The following is a 19,447-nucleotide window of genomic DNA, read 5'->3' as shown; positions in this document are numbered from 1 at the left end:
GATGACCGACGGCCTCGGCATCGCTTTGGCCGGCGCCGGGCTTATGGGCCGGCGTCATGCGGCGGCGATCGCGGCCGTGCCCGAGGCGCGGCTGGTCGCCGTGGTCGATCCCGACACGGCGGCGCAAGGCTTTGCCGGCGAATGCGGTGTGCCCTGGTACCCGGACCTCGCCGGGCTCTTCGACAGCGGCAAGCCCGACGGCGTCATCCTTGCCACCCCCAATCAGCTCCACGAAGCCCAGGGCCTGGACTGTGTCGCCGCCGGCCTGCCGATGCTCATTGAAAAGCCGATCTCCACTACGGCCTCTGCCGCGCAGAGATTGGTGGAGGCGGCGGAGGCCGCCGGCGTCGCCATCCTGGTCGGGCATCACCGGCGCCACAACCCGCTGATCCGCAAGGCCAAGGCGCTCATCGACGAGGGCGCCATCGGACGCATCGTTGCCATCCACGGCATGTGCTGGCTCTACAAGCCGGACGACTACTTCGATGCCGCCTGGCGCCGGAAAGCCGGGGCCGGCCCGGTCTTCATCAACCTGATCCACGACATCGACCTGCTGCGCCATCTCTGCGGCGAGATCGTGTCGGTCCTGGCGCGGGACTCCCAGGCCGTCCGGGGCAACGAGGTGGAAGATACGGCGGCCGTTCTGCTGACCTTCGAGAACGGCGCGCTGGGCACGGTTGTGGTTTCCGACACCATCGTCGGGCCCTGGAGCTGGGAGATGACCGCCAAGGAGAACCCTGTCTACCCGCAGACCGACGAGGCCTGCTATCTCATCGGCGGCACCCATGGTTCATTGGCGTTGCCCAATCTGCGGCTCTGGCGGCAGGGGGACGCGCGCGGCTGGTGGCAGCCGATATCCGGAACGCCTGTCGATGTTCCGGCGGCCGACCCGCTGGTCGAGCAGATGCGGCATTTCTGCCGCGTCATTCAGGGGGCTGAGGAGCCGCTGGTTTCGGGACGCGAGGCCGCGCGCAGCCTCGCCGTCATCGAGGCGATAAAGACCGCGACGGCGCGGTCGGGCTGAGCGGTTCAGCTACTGTTGCTGGGGGGCGAAGGCGGCGCCGGAGACCTTCTCGCGCAACGCCGCGGTCAGGGCACTCAACTTGCCGCCGTTGCGCTTGATCACCGTGCCGTACTCGGAGCGCAGGGTCTGCGCCATGCTGACCCCCTCGGCGCGGATGTCGAGGATCTTGTACTGGCCTTCTTTTTCGCGGATGCGCCAGCTGACCTTGTAGGGCTCGCCGTCGGCGCGCGGGATCTGGGAATTCACGAAGGCCATGTCGTTGCGGTCCCGGATCGGCGTAACGGTGCCGATCTCGAAGCGCCGGTCGCTGTTCTCCGTCAGCAGCGGCAGGAAGCGCTGGACGATGACATCCTCGAAAACCGCAAGGAACGCGTCCCGGTCCTCATCCGAGGCGCCGCGCCAGTAGCGGCCGAGGACGAAGCGGCCGATGGCCGGGACATCGAAACTCTGGTTGAAGAGCGTGCGGAAGCGCTCTTCCTTTTCGTTGTTGCTGATCGAAGCGTCGCTCAGCTCCGCGACCGCGCGCTCCTGCAGGCTGCCCAGGAAGTCTGTCGCCTGCTGGTTGTTGAAGGCGGCCGCAGGCGCTGCCGTCAGGGTGAAGATCACCACGACGAGCGCTGCCAGCGGCGTCACCAGAGGTGTGAGGGTCCGGATCGACATGGTTTCAGTCTACCACCGCGCTGCTCTGGTCGGTACCGGAGGAAACCCCCTCCTCGGGCAGTTCCGAAAACTCCGGCGCGTCGGCAGGCGGTGCGCCGTTGTTGATCTCGCTTTCCCGGTTCTGCCGATAGAGCGAGCGAATGCGTGCATAGAAGTCGAGCGAGTCGCGCTTCAGCTCGTCCAGTTCGTCGATGGTGCGCGACCGCAGGTCGACGCCGGTGGTCACGGCGCGGGCCACGCCGACGCCTTCGGGCGCGATATAGGTCAGCGGATCGATCAGCGTGTCGACGACGAGCCCGCCGGCGTCGCGCACGGAAGAGGGGCCGAGGATCGGCAGCACCAGATAGAAGCCCTCGCCGGCGCCATAGGTGCCCAGCGTCTGGCCGAAGTCCTCGCTGTGATAGGGGTAGCCGGAGTCGGCGGCGATATCGAAAAGCCCCAGCAGCCCGAGGGTCGAGTTGATGAAGAAGCGGGCGGCCGTGGTTTCGGCCCTTTCCAGATCGCCCTGCAGCAGATCGTTGGCCAGGATCACGGGGCTGCGCAGGTTGCGCAGGAAGTTGCGCACCGAATTGCGCACGCCGCTGGGAACGATGAAGCGATAGGTCACGGCGACCGGGCGGATTACCGCGAAATCCAGCGCTTCGTTGAAAGCGAAGAACATGCGGTTGGGAATCTCGAGGGGATCATTGTCGTCCGGCTCGGGGCCGAAATCGTCGGCATCGCTCTGCGCCCAGTCGTCGGATGCCGCCTGGGCGACCTGCTCGGGGATCGCGCGCCCGCCGGTTGCTTCGCCCTCGACCTGCCGATTGGCGACTTCGGTGGCGGCAGCGGGCCCGCCGGCGCCGGTTGCTGCGGGCCCGGGCGCGGTGGCGCAGGCTCCCAGAGCGACGGTTAAAACGAAACAGGCGAGAAGAGAACGCAAAGCTTGCGGAACCGAAGAGATCACCATACCCCCGAAAACAAACCCAAAAATCTGGCTTTCAGCCGCCCGAGGCCTCTGCCCGGTCAAACATGAGTTCGCTCGGCAATGCACCGATGCAAACGCTCCATGATGCCAGTCCAACGCAGAGCCCGAACCCTCAGGACACCGAACCCTATCGGTCGAAGAATCCGTTGAACGTGACAAATGTCAGTTAACGAACCCTTAGGAAACTGCCGCTTTGCCCAGTTAACGGGACAGGCCAAACCAACGATTTCCCGTATCATAGAGCGCCGGGAAAGACTAGGGGTTACACCTTCAACACTGTCGTCGCTTTGCATCACTGTTGCAGAAATGCCGCAACCATCGCCTGCACGGTCGGAGCAGCCGAAACCCGGCATTCCGCTGCGGTTTTCGCGATCCCGCGACGGGATGCTAGCCGGTCTTGACCGAGCTGCTCTTGGGGCCTTCCGGCGGACCCAGGACCCGTCGGTAAAGGGGCGCCAGCAAGGCCGGCAACATGTACATCGGCAACTGCGCGACAGCGAAGTAGAGGACGATGCCGAAGTCGGTTCCCGGCGGGAAGGCGGCGAGCAGCAGGCCCATGTTGCAATTGCCGGAGACCAGCCCCACCGTCAGCGCCGCGCGGCGGCCCAGCCAACAGAAAGCGAGTGTGCCGAGCAGTTGCAAGGCAGGGTTGGCGATGAAGGCGGCCAGGAGCCAAAGGCCGACGGTTGCCGGATCCCGCAGCAGCGTCTCGGTCACGCCGTCCATGATGGCCACGGCGAAGACCAGCATCACGACCACGACCAGCCCGTCGATGTGGCCCGCGATCCGGGTCAGACGCTCGCCGCCCAGGATGCGGCGGATGGCAAAGGCGGCCAGGAAAGAGCCGGCGATGATCGCCGAGAGACGCAGCATGAAGTCGACGACGCCGATATCGAGAGTCAGGCCCAGAAGCGCCAGGGCCAGCGGAGGAACCGTCAGCGGCGTGAGGAGGGTGGCGGTCAGTCCGACGACCACGGCCAGCGCCCCATCCAGCCCGAGCATCAGCGCAATCGGCGCCGCGCTGAGGATCGGCGGCGCGGCCGCCATGAGGACCAGCGCCATGAACAGGCTCGACGGCAGCGGCGACAGCGCCAGAAGCGCCGTCATCAACAACGGGCAGCCCAGCAACAGCCAGGCCGTCACCAGGCCCGTTACCCAGGGGCGGCGGGCATGCATCATCATGACCTGCCAGTCCACCCGCACCAGCGTCGCGGTCAACAGAACGGCCACGGCCGGCGCCAGCAGCGGACGGGCAAGCTCGGCCAGGCCCGGCAGGGCCAGCCCGAGAAAGACGCCCAGGAACAGCACCCAGGTGGCGTGGCCGCCGAGAAACGCCAGGACTCTGCTCATTCGTTCTCTTGCACGCCCATGTTCTGCCCGGCCATCCTTCGCCCAGACCGGGCCCGCTGCGTGACGGCGCCCCCTGTCCCGGGCACGAGGGCTGGAACGCTAACGGCTTTGAGGCGCCGGGCCAATGATCTATGTTCTGGCGCGCTGTCACGCGTAACCGGCGATTGCCGGCCGATCCCCATCCGTGGTCGGCCCCCATCTCCGGTCGATCCCGATGACGACAACGGTCGGGGCGCGCGCCGGGCCTTCGGCTGCGACAGGATGTCCCATGGCGGGCGGCCAGATGATCGAGGAGAAGCGGGGGAATGATCGAGTCACCCTTCGACCGCTATCGCGGCGAGGTCCTTCCGGAATGGATCGATTACAACGGACATATGAACGTTGCCTACTATCTTCTGGCCTTTGACCACGCGACCGATGCGTTTCTCGACTATCTCGGGCTTGACGCCGCCCACCGCGAGGCCTGCGGCGGCTCCACGTTTGCCGCCGACATCCGACTGACTTACCAGCGAGAGGTGGCCGAGGGCGACGGTCTGCGGATCACCAGCCAACTCCTGGGCTTCGACGACAAACGCCTCCGCTTCTTCAACAGAATGTATCACGCGGAAGAGGGGTTTCTGGCTGCGACCATGGAAAGCCTGAGCCTTTATGTCGATCTCAATCACCGGCGGGTGGCGCTGATGCCGGAAGGCGTCCGCGGGCGCCTGGCCAGCGTTCTGGCGGCCCACCAGGCACTCCCCCTGCCGGCGGAGGCGGGGCGGCTGATCGAGAAGCCGGCCCTCCCGGCTCTGTGATCGGCTTCGGAAAATTTTCCGTTGCCCTTTCGCCTCCGCGATGGTGAAGCTTACGCCCATGATTTCTGTCCGCGCTCTTTTCCTGACCCTGGCCTTCTTTTTCCTGGGGCCTGTATCCGAAGCGATAGCAGCCTGCACCGACCCCCCGGGGCCGGAGGTGAATTGGCGCCGCTGCGTCTTTGATCGCTTGCCGCTCAATGCCGTGGACCTGACCGCGGCGGAACTGCGCGATGCCAGCTTTTTCCGCGCAGATCTGAGCGCCACGGTGCTCGACAACGTCAGCGCGTTTCGCGCCAAGTTCGTCAATGCGACCCTGAGCGAAGCCAGCTTCGTGGAGGCCAACCTGCAGGAAGCCGACCTCACCAAGGCGGACCTTAGCGATGCGAACCTGACCGCCGCCGATCTCCGGCGGGCGCGGCTGTTCCGGGCCAACCTGCGGGGGGCCGACCTGACCGACGCCAGGCTGGAAGGCGCCGATCTGGCGCAGGCCGATCTGAGCGGCGTCACCTGGACGGATGGAGAAAGGGTCTGCGCGGAGGGCTCGATCGGCCGCTGCAACTGAGCGTGCCGGCGAGTGCGCCGCTGGGTGGACCCGTGGGTCTGCAGGGCCTCCGCCGCTACTGCGTCTGCAGGCTACGCCCCAACACCAGATCGAAGCGGCCGCGTGGTGGCCCGCCCTCCGGCCCTTCTTCGAAGGCGACGGTCACGCTGGCCCGCGCAGCCGGGTCGCGGATGGCGTTGTAGAGGAAGTCGCGGGCGTTCAGCGGCTCGCCGGCCAGGTACATCTGGGTTGTCAGGCGCTCGACCCCCGGCCCGGAAACGGCGAAGTGGATGTGCGGCGTGCGCCCCGGATAGGCGACGGGCTGGATGGTGGTGAAGCGGTAGAGCCCTTCGGCGCCCAGGGTCACGCGTCCGAAACCCTGAAAGTTCGGGTCGGCGCGGCCGCCGCGGTCGCGCGGGTGGTGGTAGAAACCGAAAGCGTCACACTGCCAGATTTCCACCCGGCCGCCGGCCAGGGGGCGCCCGGCTTCGTCGCTCACCCGCCCGACGACCTCGACCACCGTTCCCGCGGCGCGGGCGCTGCGGCCCTCTACCCGGGTGAGGTCGAAATCGGAGTCGGCGGGCAGGCGTGGAGGATAAAACGGGCCGGCACTCTGCTGTGGGGTCAGGACCGTGGCCGCAGCGGTGAGCCTTTTGGAGCCGGCGAAGCCAAGCCCTGCACCCAGGGCGACGCCCAGCGCGCGCCTTCGGGACAGGCTCGTCAGCTTGTTCATTGTGCTCCTCCTCGAGATTCGGACATCTGAATGCCGGAGCCGGCGCAGCTTTCCAGCTTTTCTTATGTGGGTTTCAGCGCGGGCGGAGGAAAGCCCGGCGGCGTCCGCTGTCCGGGCCTGGTGGTCACGTCTTTGCGAGACGCCGGGTTGCGAGACGCCGGGGCATGGCCGTGGGTAATTGCCGAAGGTTAACGACATGGTCCGGCTTTGCCGACTATAGTTCCACGGTCGGCGGGTGCGCGCTGACGGATTTCCCGGGCGAAGCGTACTGTGGGACAGACATGAGGGCAGGACAGAGATGACGGCGCCCTGCCTGCCTGGCAGCGGCAAGGACGGCGCCTGCAGACCGCGGCGCGGCAGGCGTTGTGCGCCATGAGGCCGTCGCGCGTCCTCCGCAAGCGTGTCGTCATCCCCCTGCGCCGCTTCGGCCGCAACGACCAGGTCGTTCTGTCGGTGCTTGCCGTGGTGATCGGGGCCGCCGCCGGCGGGGCGGCGATTGCGTTTCGGGATGCGATCGGCGGCATCCAGTGGCTGGTCTACGGCTTCAGCAGCGAGGCGGTGGCCACGGAAATCGGAAAGCTGCCGTGGTGGCAGGTTCTCGTGGTTCCCACCCTGGGCGGTCTCGCCGTCGGCCTTTTCATCCGCTACACGCTGCCGGATGGCAGGCCTCAAGGGGTGCCTCACGTGATCGAGGCCTCGGCGCTGCTGGACGGGCGGATGTCGCTGACCACCGGAATCCGCGCCGCCATCGCCAGCGCCGCCTCCATCGGTGTCGGGGCATCGGTCGGCCGCGAAGGCCCGGTGGTGCACCTCGGCGCTTCCCTTGGGTCATGGCTGGCCAAGCGTCTGCATCTCGGCCGGGTGCTGGCCCGCACCCTGCTCGGCTGCGGCGTTGCCGCCGGGGTCGCGGCCTCGTTCAACGCGCCCATCGCCGGCGCCTTCTTCGCCCTGGAGGTGGTGGTCGGCCACTATGCCCTGTCGGCCTTTGCGCCCATCGTCATCGCCTCGGTCACCGGGACTCTGATCAGCCGCGCTCACTACGGCGACTTTCCGGCCTTTATCCTGCCGGAAAACTGGCTGATCGTGTCGTTCTGGGAGTTTCCGGCCTTCGCCCTGCTGGGCCTCGTCTCTGCCGCCGCGGCGATCATTTTCATGCGCTCGATCATGTTCACCGAGGATGTGGTCGCCAAGCTGCCGATTCCCAGTTGGTCGGCCCCCGCCTTCGGCGGCCTGCTGCTGGGCGCGATCGCGCTGGCGTTTCCCCAGGTGGTGGGCGTCGGCTACGAAGCGACGGATGCGGCCCTTTCGGATCTCTATCCTCTGTGGCTGCTCTTCGCCCTGATCGTCGCCAAGACGGCGGCCACCGCGATCTGCCTGGGCAGCGGCTTCGCCGGTGGCGTCTTTTCGCCCTCGCTCTTCATCGGCGCCATGGTCGGCGGTGCCTTCGGCGTCATCGCCACCCAGGCTTTCCCCGATCTGTCGTCCGGGCACGGCGCCTACACCATGATCGGCATGGGGGCGGTCACCGGCGCCGTGCTCGGTGCGCCGATCTCGACCATTCTGATGATCTTCGAACTGACCAACGACTACGAACTGACGATAGCCGTGATGCTGGCGACGGTCATCGCCTCCGTCGTGACGCAGCAGGTGCATGGGCGCTCATTCTTTGTCTGGCAGCTCGAGCGGCGCGGCGTTTCCGTGCGTGGCGGACATCAGACCGGGCTGATGCGCCGCATCAAGATCTCTTCGGTCATGGACAACCGCTTCTCCTCCGTCGGTCTCGACACGCCGATCGCCGAGGTGCGTCTGAAGCTGCAGTCCGCCCCCTGGGGCGAGCTCTTCGTCATCGGCGCGGAGGAGAAGCTCTGCGGCGTGATCACCTATGCCGATCTGCACGAAGCCGCCTTCGACACCAGCCACGATTCAGAGCTGACCGCAGCCGACGTCGCCCGTGCGGTGCCGGCGGTGCTGCAGATCGGCGATCATTTGGAGGCCGCTGTGAAGGTCTACAACCTTACCGGTGAGCCTCATGTGCCCGTGGTCGCCGACAAGCAGTCCATGCTCATGCGCGGCCTGGCACATGAGCACGAGGTGATGCTGGCCTATCAGCGGGCCCTGGACACGGCGCGCGCCGAAGAGCGGGGGGAGGCTACCTCCAGCCGGCGCCGCTACAAGGCCTGACCGCACCCGCGGTCCCACCGGTCCCCAGCGCCGATCCCTGGCGCCGGCGCACCGGCGGCCCAAGCTCCGGCCCTGTCACCGGTCCTGTAAACGGCCCTGTCACCGGCCCTGTCACCGGCCCTGTCACCGGCCCTGTGACTGGCCTGCCTCCGATTGCCTGTGCCTGCCGGTCATGCCGCCACGGCGACCCGCTCGGCGAAGACCTGCCGCTTCTTGCTCTTGCGGTCGAGCTTTTCGTAGAGCCCGAGCGGCGAGAAGCGCATGACGTGCTGAAGGTCCTCGCGGCTCATCCAGACAAGCCATTCCTCGAAAGCCTCCTCGCCATCCTGGGGATGCCAGATGATCCCACCGGGGGCGAGATGCATATAGCCCTCGCGCGCGGCCAGACCCTTGCAGGCCGCCAGGGGAGGGACGAGGCCAAAAATGTAGTCCGGCGACCATTCGAGCAGCGCCAGGGCGAGGGCGAGACGCGGCAGCACGGCCGTCATCCCGCCGCCGCGCAGCCCGTTGTTGCCGCCCTTCAGCCAGAGTTCGCCGTGATAGCAGACGCTGCCGGTGATGAATTGAGAGGCCGGAGCCGCGCCGAAGCTGGACCGGTCCGCATCGACCGCCACCCCCGGCGGCACATAGGCGAAGCGGCGTTGGTGCAGATGTTCTTCCAGACTGCAGCCGGTCAGATCGTTGAGCCGCATGGCCTGGGTGTGGACGATGTCGCCCTTGCCGTTGGAGCCCTTGATCCAAAAGGCATTTCTGGGCCCCAGGTCGGAAATCGCGGGATCGAAGATCGGCGATAGCGGAGGCCGGTCGCTCTGCTGCTGTCGCAGATCGCGGAATTCATCGAAATCCGAGCTGATTTCGATCTCGATGGCGTTGCGCGCGGCGATTTCGGTGATCGCGCTGACGAACTGGATTTCGGAAAACAGACGATCTGCGGGCATACTGAGGCTCCTTTGCCTTCGCTTGGGTACGAAGACAGAGGTTAGCGGTATTTATGCCCGTTGGGTTAGAAGCTAGGTGAAGATTGCACTCTGGGCCTGTGGCGCCTGGGTGAGAGCCTACTAAATCTCGTACTCCATTAGGAGGTCCTCATCCATTTCCGGCAGTTCCTCCAGGTTGAGGTCGGAAATCGAGATGGTGTTCGTGCGCGCCACGAAAAGCGTCAGCGCAGGCTCGCCGTCGGGAAAGACGCAGCCCAGGAGAAGACGCTGGAAACGGACCGGAATTGCGGGCCCGTTGCGGGTGCGCGGGATCTTGCCGCAGATGTGGTCCAAGCGAGCGCTGCCATCCTCGAAGACCTTCGGGTAGGCCTGCGACATGAAGCTGTCGAAGTCTGTGCCCGCCGGATCTTCCTGGGAGAACCGGCCGATCGCGCTCTTGGCCCACTCCCAGCCAAGCCAGGTGGCATAAGAGGATTTCTCGCCGATCTCCACGCAGAGCCAGGCATCTTCCCGGCGGCGATAGACGAGGCGGTAAGGCTTCATCTCCGTCATCGCCGGGTGCTCGAGCTGCAGTTCCGCCCGCGACCAGGCCTCGAAGCCGCGCCGCAGCATCGGCGGCCCATCGTGCCAGATGCGGCTCAGGTGGTGCTGCTGGGCGTGAAAAGAATAGCCGCTTGCATCCCGGTAGTTGACCCGATCCAGTGAACTCAGGCCGCGCGTGCGAACGCTCCGGTTCGACAGCCAGCTTTCGGCCATGGCCAGGATATGCTCGGCTTCCCGGCGGTGCTGTTCCCCCGCTTCGGTCAGGAAGTAGCGCCTGTTGCGCAACTCCAGCAGTTTGATCCCCTTCATGTCTTCCAGGCTGCGGATGTGCCGGCGCACCGTCTGGCGGGTAACGCCAAGGATCTCGACCGTCTCCGAAAGATTCAGAGTACGCGCCAGGGTGGTAAAGGACCGGAGGATGTCGAACAGCGTCGAAGGCTGACGGCCGTCGGCATCGGGGGGACTGGTGGGATGATTCAAAACGCCGCTGGACCCTCGAACATCGCGGAACGTCGCATAAATCGGGGCCGCAGCATCGCGCGCGCGCCGAAAAGTTTGGGAACATTATTGTTCCAGTCAGTATCACGAATCAACGGAACATGCAAAGAGCTACGCTGTGTCGGGTGAGTTTATGGAGAATTGATTCATCTTTTAGTTTTATCAAACTGGTGTCCGCGGTCCGTTGCCCCGATGGGATAGAGGGCGAGATGTGGGAGCTTGGCCGGTGACTCCGAAAGACTGTCGATTGGGAAAGCTGATTTGCCTGGCGCGCGAGGAGCGCAATCTCAGCCGGGACGAGTTGGGCGCAATGCTCGGCATCAGCCCTGAGCAGGTCAAACGGTTCGAGGAAGACCGCGACCGCATGCCCCCGGGGCTGCTCTACCGCCTCTCGGAACTGTTGGAGCTTCCGGTGACCGCGTTTTTCCGCGACTAATCCAACTCCGCAGCCGGCCCAGGGCAACGAACGGACGTCTCGCTTCAGGCGCTCGCGTTCTGCGGGGGGTGGCGGCCTTCTGAAGGGTCACGCCACCTGTTTGGGGACCGAAGCGAGCTGATTGAGGCCGAGCCAGTTCAGCATGTTTTTCTGCAGCGCCTTGTCTCCGGTCAGCACGATGCGATCGTCCTTGATCGCTTTGGCCAGGGTTTCCAGGCCCATCCAGACCGCCGTCATGGTGCGCAGGTCGGCTTGGACGAAGAGGTCGACGTCGAATCCCGGTTCGACCATACAGAGGTCCACCCCCTCCTTGGGGTCGACCACGAGCCACCAGTTCCGCTCCGTCGGGCGGCGCTCCGGGTAGATGAACTGGATCACAGAGCGCTGGCGCGGCAGTTCGGGAACACGAATGTTCCGGCGCATGTCCCACATCAGAAGGCCGGCATCCAGCTTCTCCAACTGGGGCTGGGTCTCGGTCCAGCGCTGTCCCCAGATCCCCATGGCGTCGACGATCGGGCCCAGTTCCTTGCCGGAGGGGGTCAGGTGGTACTCCATCACGCCGGGCTCCCCCGGGACGGGCACTTTCTTCACAATGCCGTTATCTTCCAGTTCCTTCAGGCGCTTTGACAGCAGCGCCGGCGACATCCGCGGCATGCCGCGGCGCAGTTCGTTGAAGCGTGTCGTGCCGGCCACCAGTTCGCGCACCAGGACCATGGTCCAGCGCGTGCAAAGGATTTCCGCAGCCATGGAGACCGGACAGAACTGTTGGTAGCTGCCGCTGGTCATCGGATTTCCCCCGTTCCGCTTTCTGTTTTGCCCCGATCCTAGCCCAGTCCCGAGTTCAGAATCTATATCGGGTCGATTCAGTTTCTGAACTGGCGCGGCAGGGGCGGCCTGTGACATCTCCCCCGGCGCCGCTTATGCGCGCCCCCGGGGCCCTGCCCCGTCATCGGGCGCATCTTTAAGGAACTGACACCATGACTGTTGCCCTGCAACAAACCCAACCCGCCACCGGACTGGACGCGGTAAAGGCCAAGCAGCAGGCCGCCTGGGCCTCCGGCGACTACGCCATCATCGGCACGACCCTTCAGATCGTCGGCGAGCAGCTTTGCGAGACTGCCGATCTGCGCCCCGGCGCCAAAGTTCTGGATGTGGCCGCCGGTAACGGCAATGCCACTCTGGCCGCGGCCCGGCGTTTCTGCCAGGTCACCGCGACCGACTATGTCGAGACGCTGCTCGACAAAGCCAGGGCCCGCGCGGCGGCGGAGCGCCTGGAAGTGGCCTTCGAGATTGCGGATGCCGAAGCCCTGCCGTATCCCGACGCCAGCTTCGATGCGGTGCTCTCGACCTACGGCGTCATGTTTACGCCGGATCAGGCCAAGGCCGCGGCGGAGTTGGCCCGGGTCTGCCGCTCCGGCGGGGTCATCGCGCTGGCCAACTGGACGCCGGAGGGCTTCATCGGCCAGGTCTTCAAGACCCTCGGCAAACACCTGCCGCCGCCTGAGGGGGTGCAGTCGCCCGCGCGCTGGGGCACGGAGCAGGCCCTGCGCGAACTCTTCGGCGAAGCTGCGGCCTCAATCGACCTGACGCCGCGTCAGTTCACCTTCCGTTATCTTTCCGTTGATCACTTCATTGATGTCTTTCGCCGCTACTACGGCCCTATTCATAAGGCCTATCTCGCGCTCGGCGAGGCCAGCGACGCCCTCGATGCCGATCTGCGCGCCCTGCTGACGCGCTTCAACACCGCGAGCGACGGGACGCTGGTGCTGCCGTCGGACTACGTCGAGGTGGTGATCCGCAAAGCCTGATCCCCGCCAGGTTCGCCCAAGCGAAAGGGACCCGCTTCGCGCGGGTCCCTTTTGCCGTGGAACGGCGGTCGCCTAATAGGTCGGGTTCAGCTTCAGATAGTCGTAGCGGTCGCCGGACTTCACGGAGACTTCGCGAAACCCGTTATCGCCCTTCAGGATGGTGAGCGGCACATCGATCCCGGCGCTGCCCAGGGACCAGACCTTGCGGTAGAAGTCGGCCAGGGTGCTGACCGGCTCGCCCTGCACGGCGACGATGATGTCGTTCTGTGTGATGCCCGCCGAGGCGGCGGGGCCGCCGGGGGAGACCCGGTTGATGAAGACCTTGCCGCGGACCTCCTCGGTGAAGAGGCCGAGCCAGGGTTTCGCCGGCCCGCCGGCGCGGCCCTGGCGCATCAGATCGTCCATGATCGGCTCCAGCAGGGAGATCGGCACGAACATGTTGCCGGGGAACTGTCCGCCTTCGGTCAGGGCATCGCCGACGATCAGCGAGCCGATGCCCAGGAGGCGCCCGTCGGAGCCGATGAGCGCCGCGCCGCCGAAGCTGCGGTAGGGCGGGGCGGTGAAGATGGCGCTGTCCAGCAGGTATTCCCAGTAGCCTGCGAACTCACGCCGGGAAACCACCATGGCCGGGCTCGGTCCGTCCGGGCCGGCGACCAGCACCTGGGTCTGCGCGGGCAGATCGTCGGAATCGCCCAGTTCGATGGGCGCGACGTTCAGGGGGGTTGCCGGGCGCAGCAGGCCGAAGCCCGTGTCATAGTCGTAGGCAACGATTTCGGCCGGGATGGTCACGCCGTCCTGCAATTCGACTTCCGCCTGGACGGCCTCCAGAATCAGATAGCCGATCGTCAGCACCAGACCGCTGTCGCTGATGACGACACCGCCGCCTTCGCGTTCGGTGCCCAGCGTCCCGGCGGTGCGGGCATCGGGCGGAACCTCTGCGCGCACCGTGACGACGGCACGCAGGGGATTGGACTGCGCTTTGGCCGTCTGGCCGGCCAGCGTCGCCACAGTCAGCGTCACGACAACGGCGATCGCCAGCAAAGCAGCCGGGCTGCGGGAAATCACACAGAGGGGGCGTGCCCAGACCGGGCGCGTCACTTCAGTCCACATGCCGCTCTCCTTTGGCTGCGGCGTTTCCCCCTGCGTTTGTTTAACCATAGCACGAGATCGCGGCGCGTGTGGCGGTATTGTTGCCTATTGTCAGTGGTCAAACGGGTTCTGGAGGCCTCGCCACTGCGTACCCCTGTTTACCGACCGGAGGAACGTCCCGATACGTCTTCTTCTTAAGACTGTATCTGTGCCGCCGGGCCTCGGGTCCTCTGCCGGTGCTTCCGGCAAGACCGGCTGCCGTCAATCCTCCAAAAGGTAGTCGCCCTGCCGGTGCGGCAGCGCATCCTCTCCAACCACTTTCGCAATGGGCATGCCCGGGCGCGCATAGCGCTGGGTGCGGCGCGACAGCACGAGGCCCGAAGCGCGGGTGGTGACGGGCAGGCGGGCATGCTCCGGCACCGCGGTCGGATCGACGATCCAGGCGATCACGTCCCCTGCTTCCACCTCGTCGCCCAACTGCACGGTGTAGGCCAGCACGCCGGTCGCCGGTGCGCGCACCGAATCCGTCGCATCCAGGCGTGTGGCCTGGCAGAGCAGGGTCGGCGGCGGCGGCGGGTCGCCGGCAACGACGCCGAAGCGCTGCAGGCTGTGAAACAGCGCCTGGGCGTCGCGGGCGGCGGTGGCGTCGTCCACGTCGGCGAAGCCGCGCAGTTCCACCGTCGCCGCGAGGCAGGCGGCGGGAATGGGGTGCTGGGGATAGCGCTCGGCCAGCCGCGTCCAGGGCGTGGAGAAGGTCTCGTCAAAGGAATTGCCGCCGGAGTCTTCCGCCAGGAGTATGGCGCGGCACCCCAGATCGGCGGCAAAGTCCGCCGCCTGCGGCCAGTGCGCCGGAATGAGGAAGAGGTGCATCAGCGCCTCGTCGTCGCAATGCAGATCCCAGACCAGATCGGCATCCACCGCCAGAGAGGCCAGCGTCAGCCGCAGCGACTCCAGCTCGCTGCCGGGCCTTTGGGCCTCCAGATGCGCGCGCTGGGCTTCGCGGATCGCCTCCACGTTGGCTGCCTCGTCGCTGCCCAGCTTCTCCGCCAGGCCGTCGACGATGGGGGAGTAGAGGTCCGGCCAGTTGCGGTTGAAGTTGCCGCCGCCGCCGGCCTCGTAGCGCCCGAGGTGGATGCCGTTGGCGAACTGGGCGAGGCCGATGGGATTGGCGTAGGGCACCAGGACGATCTCGCCGCGGATCTCGCCGCGCGCCTCTGCCGCGGCGAGCAGGCCATAGAGATGGTGCTGGACCAGCAGGCCGGGGGTCTCGTCGGCGTGCAGGGAGGCCTGCAGGTAGGCCTTGGGCCGGGCGCCTGACTGACCGAAACGATGAACCGTAAGAACCCGGCTGGTGCCGGGGCTTACCGCGAGCAGGGGGATGGTTTCGGTCCTTGGGGGCATGGCAGGGGTCCTGTTGTGGAAGGCGACTTGTGGAAGGCGACCGCGGCATGAAAGGGGCAGCGCTGCCCCCGGTCAAGGCCGGGCCTTGCCGGGTCCTTACCGGGGCCTTGCCGGGTCCTTGCCGGGTCCTGGCCGGGTCGGCTGGCAGGGATGCGTCAGTTGCCCCTCCAGGGGGCCTTTCCGCGCGTGAGCATCCGCTTGGCATGCGCTATAAAGGGGTCATGTCAGATCCCCAAGTCTCAAGCCCCGGGGCGGCCACGACTGCGCTCCGGCCCTATCCCTATCTCGACGCCCTGAACGAGGGCCAGCGCGCCGCGGTGGAGGCCCTGGATGGCCCGGTCCTGGTGCTGGCCGGCGCCGGCACCGGCAAGACCCGCGTGCTGACCACCCGTCTGGCGCATCTGCTGATGACCGGGCGCGCCCGTTCGCCGGGGGAGATCCTGGCGGTCACCTTCACCAACAAGGCGGCGCGGGAGATGAAGGACCGGGTCGCCGCTCTGCTGGAACGGCCCTCGGTGGAGGGCTGGTGGCTCGGCACCTTCCACGCCATGGCCGTGCGCATCCTCAGGCGCAATCCGGAGGCCGTGGGCCTGCGCAGCAACTTCACCATCCTCGACACCGACGACCAGATCCGCCTGGTGAAGCAGATCCTGCAGGCCGAATCGGTCGACGAAAAAAAGTGGCCGGCCCGCGCCCTGCTGTCGATCTTCGAGCGCTGGAAGGACCGCGGTCTGACGCCGGAGAAGGTCTCGGCCGGGGAGGCCGGCGATTTCGCCCGCGGCCGTGCGGTGGAGCTCTACGCCGCCTATCAGGAGCGCCTGCGGACCCTGAACGCCTGCGACTTCGGCGACCTGCTGCTGCACAACCTGACGCTCTTTCAGAACGAGCCGGAAGTGCTGGCCGACTATCACCGGCGCTTCCGCTACATCCTGGTGGACGAATACCAGGACACCAACGTGGCGCAGTATCTCTGGCTGCGCCTGCTCGCCCAGGGTCACAAGAACATCTGCTGCGTCGGCGACGACGACCAGTCGATCTATGGCTGGCGCGGCGCCGAGGTCGGCAACATCCTGCGTTTCGAGGAAGACTTTCCCGGCGCCAAGGTGGTCCGGCTGGAGCGCAACTACCGCTCCACCGGGCGCATCCTGGCCGCCGCTTCCGGCCTGATCGCCCACAACGAGGGGCGCCTGGGCAAGACCCTCTGGACCGAGGGCGATGAGGGCGACCTCATACGCCTGCGCGGCCTCTGGGACGGCGAAGCCGAGGCCCGCTTCGTCGGCGAGGAGATCGAGGCCATGCAGGCCCGGGACAAGGCCCTGGACCTGAAGGAGATCGCCATCCTGGTGCGCACCGGCGCCCAGACCCGGGAGTTCGAGGAGCGCTTCATCACCCTCGGCCTGCCCTACCGCGTGGTCGGCGGCCCGCGGTTTTACGAACGCATGGAGATCCGCGACGCGCTGGCCTACCTGCGTGTCATCCAGTCGTTCGACGACGATCTCGCCTTCGAGCGCATCATGAACAAGCCCAAGCGCGGCCTGGGCAACGCCACCCTGCAGCTGCTCTATCAGACCGCGCGGGCCGGCAACGTGCCGCTTACCCTGGCGGTGCGCCGCCTGCTGGACACCGACGAACTGCGCCCCGCGGCCCGCCGCGCGCTGGGCACCCTGATGGCCGACTTCGACCGCTGGCGGGAGATGGCGGAGACGACGCCCCACCCCGAACTGGCGGAGATGGTGCTGGAGGAATCCGGCTACACCGAGATGTGGATGAACGACAAGTCCCTGGAGGCGCCGGGCCGGCTGGAGAACCTGAAGGAACTGGTCAACGCCATGGGCGAGTTCGAGACCCTGGCCGGCTTTCTGGAGCATGTCTCCCTGGTGATGGAGGCGATTTCCCAGGAGGGCCAGGACGTCATCACCATCATGACCCTGCACGCGGCCAAGGGCCTGGAGTTCGACACCGTTTTCCTGCCCGGCTGGGAGGAGGGGCTGTTTCCCAACCAGCGCGCCCTCGATGAAACCGGGCGGCGCGGACTGGAAGAGGAGCGCCGCCTGGCCTACGTCGGCCTGACGCGCGCGCGCAAGCGGGTGATCATCTCCTTTGCCGCCAACCGGCGCATGCACGGCTCCTGGGCGGCGGCGATTCCCTCGCGCTTTGTCGACGAACTGCCGGGCGAGCATGTCGCCCAGGAAAGCGACCAGGGCATTTACGGCGCCGCCAGTTCCGCCTTCGGCGGTATGGGCGGCGGCATGGGAGAAGGCATGGGCGCCTGGCGCGAGGCGCGGGTGAGCCCGGGGCTCAGCCGGGCGCGGGCGCGCCAGGGCCAGGAGAGTGCCCCCTTCATCGACGTGACGCCGACGCGGATCGAGACCATCGGCAGCGGCGCCTTCCAGCGCGGCGACCGGGTGTTCCACCAGAAGTTCGGCTACGGCTCCATCGCCTCGGTGGAGGGCGAGCGCCTCAACATCCGTTTCGACAAGGCCGGCGACAAGAAGGTCATCGCCAGCTTCGTCGTGCCCGCCGACCAGGCCGGCTAGATCCCGCTGGCGAGATAACCGCCATCGACCACGAGGTCAGCGCCGGTTACATAGCTGGACGCATCTGAAGCCAGGAAAACAGCGGCGCCGACCAACTCCGACGTTTCGCCAAATCGACCGAGCGGCGTGTGGTCACGCAGCCTTGCCGCGCGCTCCGATGACATCCGCTTGCGGTTGAGTTCAGTGAGAAACACACCAGGTGAAATTGAGTTGATGCGAACCCCGCGCGGTGCCCATTCTACTGCCAGTGTACGGGTTAAGCCCAGAACGCCGTGCTTTGTCATGGCATAGACCGCCGCATTGGGCCAACCGCGGTGCGCCGCCAGAGAGGCGATCGTAATGACAGTGCCGCGACCGCGCTCCAGCATCGGTGCGGCGAGATGGGTGCAGGCGAAGAACACGCTTTTGAGGTTGGTGTCCATAAGGTGGTCATAGTCGCCTTCGCTGAATTCACCGGCAGGTTGAAGCATGGTCGTACCCTGGCAGGTGACCAAGCTGTCGAGAGGCCCTAGGCGTTCCGCAAACGACCGGCCGAGGCGCTTGATCGCCTCAAGATCGGTCACATCGGCGGTAAAACCGCTGGCCGGGGGGGCATCGACGCCAGTCGCGGCATTGAGCTGCTGCACCGCCGCTTCAACCTTATTTTGGCGCCGCCCGGCTATGGCGACCCGCGCACCGGCTTGGCGAAAACCGGCGGCAATGGCCAAGCCGATCCCGCTCGACCCCCCGATGATCAACGCGTTCGACTCGTTCAAGGCGGTCATGAGGTGGTCTCCCCTTTGATGTTTCCGCGTCGCGGCTGCTTCTCGATTCGACTATTGCGTTCCCGTTCGTTACGTGTATGCATGTAACAATACAAGGGTCAAGTGACTGCAAACGGGAGGATAACAATGTTGCGCACAACATTTGCCGCAGGGCTCGTGGGGTTCACAGCGCTCGCTTTTGCCGTCAGCGCGCCGCAACCGGCCGCTGCCGACACCGACTTCATTCGCATCGCGACCGCAGGTTCCGGCGGTAACTACTATCGTCTTGGGGGTGGCTTGGCGGCGATCTACAACGACGTGCTCGACGGGTCTCAGGCCTCGATTCAGGCGACCGGCGGTTCGGTCGAGAACCTGGATCTGCTCGCCGACCAGGAGGTCGAGGTGGCCTATTTGACCGGCAGCGTCGGGCAGCAGGCCTTTACCAATACCGGGCGCTTCCAAGACCGGCCGCAGGGCCGCTATGACGGTTTGCGCGCCATCGCCACGGTCTATCCGAATCCGCAGTGGTTCATCGCCATCGACGATGACATCACCTCACTCCGCGACCTGGAGGGCAAACGTGTGTCGGTGGGGACCCAGGGCGGTGCCGGGGAAAACTGGTGGCGCTCCATCATGGATCACCTTGGCTGGACCTATGCCGATATCAAGCCGGAGTTCACGGTGCACCAGGCCGCCATCGACCAGGTCCGGAACCGGCAGATCGATGCGATCATCTGGCCTGACGCGCCGGGCTCGGCCAGCATCCAGCAGGTCGCAGACACAGGTTTTGGACGCGTCCTCGATCTGGATGCCGACGTGATCGAGAAGATGACGACGGACAGTCTGGACTATGCCTATACGGTCCCGGCCTCGGCGAACCCCTTTGGCGAGACGCCCATCCAGACCTTTGCCTCGCCCATCACCTTCGCCACCCATTCCGGGATGTCGGACGATATGGTTTATGCCCTCGTCAAAGCGATGTTCGAGAACAAGGAACGCCTGATCGGTGTTCACCCGCTTGCCGAGTACATGACGCTGGAGAACGCGACGAGCGGGCTACCTTTCCCGCTGCATCCCGGGGCGGAGCGGTTCTACCGCGAAATGGGCGTGCTATAGCAGGCTTGTGGTCCGGCAACCCCCCGGAAATCCCGCTGGAGGGCGGCCTGCTGCGGCCGCCCTTCTTTTCTCCCGTCATGCAGCGAGG

At 66.2% G+C, this 19,447-nt stretch carries 18 protein-coding genes; 8 read left to right on the top strand and 10 right to left on the bottom strand.

Annotated features, from left to right (window positions below):
• Position 1: 1 nt before the first annotated feature.
• Positions 2-1,024, top strand: a complete 1,023-nt coding sequence (locus ACO06P_RS09185; RefSeq protein ID WP_420349814.1) for a Gfo/Idh/MocA family protein — start codon at positions 2-4, stop codon at positions 1,022-1,024.
• A gap of 9 nt (positions 1,025-1,033) precedes the next feature.
• Here the strand turns inward: ACO06P_RS09185 and ACO06P_RS09180 are convergent, their stop codons facing one another.
• From ACO06P_RS09180 to ACO06P_RS09170, 3 genes are all read right to left on the bottom strand, one after another.
• A complete protein-coding gene (locus ACO06P_RS09180) occupies positions 1,034-1,684 on the bottom strand; it encodes an MlaC/ttg2D family ABC transporter substrate-binding protein (RefSeq protein WP_420349813.1) in 651 nt (216 codons plus the stop codon).
• A gap of 4 nt (positions 1,685-1,688) precedes the next feature.
• Positions 1,689-2,606 carry an MlaA family lipoprotein gene (locus tag ACO06P_RS09175; protein WP_421935175.1) on the bottom strand — a complete coding sequence of 306 codons (918 nt, stop codon included), beginning with the start codon at positions 2,604-2,606 and terminating at the stop codon, positions 1,689-1,691.
• Positions 2,607-3,038: 432 nt separating this feature from the next.
• A complete protein-coding gene (locus ACO06P_RS09170; protein ID WP_420349811.1) occupies positions 3,039-4,001 on the bottom strand; it encodes a hypothetical protein in 963 nt (320 codons plus the stop codon).
• 305 nt (positions 4,002-4,306) lie between these two features.
• On the opposite strand from ACO06P_RS09170, the gene ACO06P_RS09165 reads away from it, so the two are divergent.
• Complete coding sequence (locus tag ACO06P_RS09165) at positions 4,307-4,795, top strand: thioesterase family protein (RefSeq protein WP_420349810.1); 489 nt, start codon at positions 4,307-4,309, stop codon at positions 4,793-4,795.
• Between the two features lie 58 nt (positions 4,796-4,853).
• Complete coding sequence (locus ACO06P_RS09160; RefSeq protein WP_420349809.1) at positions 4,854-5,357, top strand: pentapeptide repeat-containing protein; 504 nt, start codon at positions 4,854-4,856, stop codon at positions 5,355-5,357.
• 55 nt (positions 5,358-5,412) lie between these two features.
• On the opposite strand, the gene ACO06P_RS09155 is transcribed toward ACO06P_RS09160, so the two are convergent.
• Entirely contained in the window at positions 5,413-6,069 is a 657-nt protein-coding gene (locus ACO06P_RS09155) for a hypothetical protein (RefSeq protein WP_420349808.1), read from the bottom strand.
• Positions 6,070-6,441: 372 nt separating this feature from the next.
• Here ACO06P_RS09155 and ACO06P_RS09150 point away from each other — a divergent pair, with 372 nt between their 5' ends.
• Complete coding sequence (locus tag ACO06P_RS09150) at positions 6,442-8,250, top strand: chloride channel protein (protein ID WP_420349807.1); 1,809 nt, start codon at positions 6,442-6,444, stop codon at positions 8,248-8,250.
• Between the two features lie 170 nt (positions 8,251-8,420).
• Here the strand turns inward: ACO06P_RS09150 and ACO06P_RS09145 are convergent, their stop codons facing one another.
• Together ACO06P_RS09145 and ACO06P_RS09140 are read right to left on the bottom strand one after the other, a co-directional pair.
• The gene (locus ACO06P_RS09145; RefSeq protein ID WP_420349806.1) at positions 8,421-9,188 is read right to left on the bottom strand and encodes a hypothetical protein; all 768 of its coding nucleotides are present in this window, start codon (positions 9,186-9,188) and stop codon (positions 8,421-8,423) included.
• Positions 9,189-9,308: 120 nt separating this feature from the next.
• Positions 9,309-10,211, bottom strand: a complete 903-nt coding sequence (locus tag ACO06P_RS09140) for a LysR family transcriptional regulator (RefSeq protein ID WP_420349805.1) — start codon at positions 10,209-10,211, stop codon at positions 9,309-9,311.
• 265 nt (positions 10,212-10,476) lie between these two features.
• Between ACO06P_RS09140 and ACO06P_RS09135 the strand changes: the two genes are divergently transcribed.
• A complete protein-coding gene (locus ACO06P_RS09135; protein WP_420349804.1) occupies positions 10,477-10,665 on the top strand; it encodes a helix-turn-helix domain-containing protein in 189 nt (62 codons plus the stop codon).
• Positions 10,666-10,752: 87 nt separating this feature from the next.
• Here the strand turns inward: ACO06P_RS09135 and ACO06P_RS09130 are convergent, their stop codons facing one another.
• The gene (locus tag ACO06P_RS09130) at positions 10,753-11,451 is read right to left on the bottom strand and encodes a winged helix-turn-helix transcriptional regulator (protein ID WP_420349803.1); all 699 of its coding nucleotides are present in this window, start codon (positions 11,449-11,451) and stop codon (positions 10,753-10,755) included.
• A 191-nt stretch (positions 11,452-11,642) separates the two neighbouring features.
• Here ACO06P_RS09130 and ACO06P_RS09125 point away from each other — a divergent pair, with 191 nt between their 5' ends.
• A complete protein-coding gene (locus ACO06P_RS09125) occupies positions 11,643-12,473 on the top strand; it encodes a class I SAM-dependent methyltransferase (RefSeq protein ID WP_420349802.1) in 831 nt (276 codons plus the stop codon).
• A 72-nt stretch (positions 12,474-12,545) separates the two neighbouring features.
• Here ACO06P_RS09125 and ACO06P_RS09120 read toward each other — a convergent pair whose 3' ends face one another.
• On the bottom strand, positions 12,546-13,583 hold the full coding sequence (locus ACO06P_RS09120; protein WP_420349801.1) for a S1C family serine protease: 1,038 nt from the start codon (positions 13,581-13,583) through the stop codon (positions 12,546-12,548).
• Positions 13,584-13,823: 240 nt separating this feature from the next.
• Complete coding sequence (locus ACO06P_RS09115) at positions 13,824-14,963, bottom strand: succinylglutamate desuccinylase/aspartoacylase family protein (RefSeq protein WP_420349800.1); 1,140 nt, start codon at positions 14,961-14,963, stop codon at positions 13,824-13,826.
• 221 nt (positions 14,964-15,184) lie between these two features.
• Between ACO06P_RS09115 and ACO06P_RS09110 the strand changes: the two genes are divergently transcribed.
• A complete protein-coding gene (locus ACO06P_RS09110; protein ID WP_420349799.1) occupies positions 15,185-17,500 on the top strand; it encodes an ATP-dependent helicase in 2,316 nt (771 codons plus the stop codon).
• Here ACO06P_RS09110 and ACO06P_RS09105 read toward each other — a convergent pair.
• Positions 17,497-18,264: an SDR family NAD(P)-dependent oxidoreductase gene (locus tag ACO06P_RS09105; RefSeq protein WP_420349798.1), complete on the bottom strand. Its 768-nt coding sequence runs from the start codon at positions 18,262-18,264 to the stop codon at positions 17,497-17,499. The two genes, ACO06P_RS09110 and ACO06P_RS09105, sit on opposite strands and share 4 nt — an antisense overlap.
• A gap of 126 nt (positions 18,265-18,390) precedes the next feature.
• On the opposite strand from ACO06P_RS09105, the gene ACO06P_RS09100 reads away from it, so the two are divergent.
• Positions 18,391-19,359 carry a TAXI family TRAP transporter solute-binding subunit gene (locus ACO06P_RS09100; RefSeq protein WP_420349797.1) on the top strand — a complete coding sequence of 323 codons (969 nt, stop codon included), beginning with the start codon at positions 18,391-18,393 and terminating at the stop codon, positions 19,357-19,359.
• Positions 19,360-19,447: the final 88 nt, after the last annotated feature.

The organism is Pelagibius sp., assembly GCF_965227505.1.
In the GTDB taxonomy this organism is placed as follows: Bacteria; Pseudomonadota; Alphaproteobacteria; order Kiloniellales; family Kiloniellaceae; genus Pelagibius.
Note: the sequence above shows the minus strand (reverse complement) of the source record. Positions and strands in the feature narration are given on the sequence as shown.